The organism is Microcoleus sp. S13_C5 (genome assembly GCF_036700845.1).
In the GTDB taxonomy this organism is placed as follows: Bacteria; Cyanobacteriota; Cyanobacteriia; order Cyanobacteriales; family Microcoleaceae; genus Microcoleus.
Genome location: NZ_JAUBPR010000307.1, coordinates 1 through 1,141 on the forward strand (window position 1 = coordinate 1; position 1,141 = coordinate 1,141).

The window sequence follows — 1,141 nt, forward strand, 5'->3', positions numbered from 1 at the left end:
CTTGCACTTTACTCTCGAGCGCGCGATCGCGTAACCCAGGCTAAGTAACACGCGATCGATATATTCAGCAAACCCTATTTAATAGCTTTGTTAGGATTGACTGTATTTTACGGCCTGGAACGAATTGCAAATTTATCTCGTCAGCGTGGCAAAGAGGATGTGACCAGTCTTGGTGTTTTTTGGTTGCACATTGGCTCTTTTTCAATCTACAACGCTCTGATTGGCTATCTGCTGCTGCATCGGGAAGAACCGGGCATTACCAATCTGCTGTTGTTTTCTTGTGCAATGGCATTGCACTTTGCAGTGAACGACTCTGGTTTGCGGGAACACCACAAGCATATTTATGAGCGCATCGGACGCTGGATACTAGCAGCAGCTATTATTGTGGGGTGGGTGTTGGGTAGCGCTACTGAAATTGGAAAAACTGCGATCGCAGTTTTATTTGCTTTTTTAGCGGGAGGAATTGTTCTCAACGTCCTCAAAGAAGAATTGCCCGAAGAACGAGAAAGTCGGTTTTGGGCATTTGCCCTTGGTGCTGGAATTTACACGGCTCTTTTATTAGCTTTCTAGAGGAATCAAATAAAGCCAAAAAGTTCGAGCTGAAAACCATTAGAAGGAGCCCATCGAATCCTGGGGTAAAAAAGTTAATGTTGATGGGCACACTAGCGACTCTAACTATGAGCAATGTACTTAGTGAATGAGGTAAACAACCCGGTTTCTGGCGCCCATGCGTAAGTCCTATATAGCAATCCTTGCAGGAGTCGTAAACTTTTTACCCCACCCCAACCCTCCCCTTATCAAGGGGAGGGAGTAAGAAATTCACAAATGATTTAGGATTGCTCTATATAATTTGTAGGCGGGCATAAAAAATTTTCCTCTGAGGTAGGGCTGATGTTTCCAGTGTGGTTGCAGGCAGGATTTTGGGGTTTAGTGGGGGGTTCTGCCTTGCTACTAGGGCGTGTCATCAAATAGAGTGGTTGACTTTTTGAGCATTGTGTGAAGATAGTACGGAACTACAATCATTTACTTTCAGGAGGAGCTTTTTGATGAGCCGACGCTATGCTTTGCGCGACGACCAATGGGAACGGATTAAAGAGTTATTACCAGGACGAGAAGGTATGGTCGGAGTAACCGCCAAAGA

1 protein-coding gene and 1 pseudogene are annotated in these 1,141 nt (G+C 45.1%); both read left to right on the top strand.

From position 1 onward, the window contains the following. The first annotated feature begins 159 nt into the window (after window positions 1–159). Window positions 160–570, top strand: coding sequence for a hypothetical protein (locus tag QUA04_RS29775; protein ID WP_333264436.1), 411 nt, complete (start codon window positions 160–162; stop codon window positions 568–570). 476 nt (window positions 571–1,046) lie between these two features. Next, a pseudogene (locus QUA04_RS29780) lies at window positions 1,047–1,141 on the top strand (IS5/IS1182 family transposase); the annotation flags it as partial.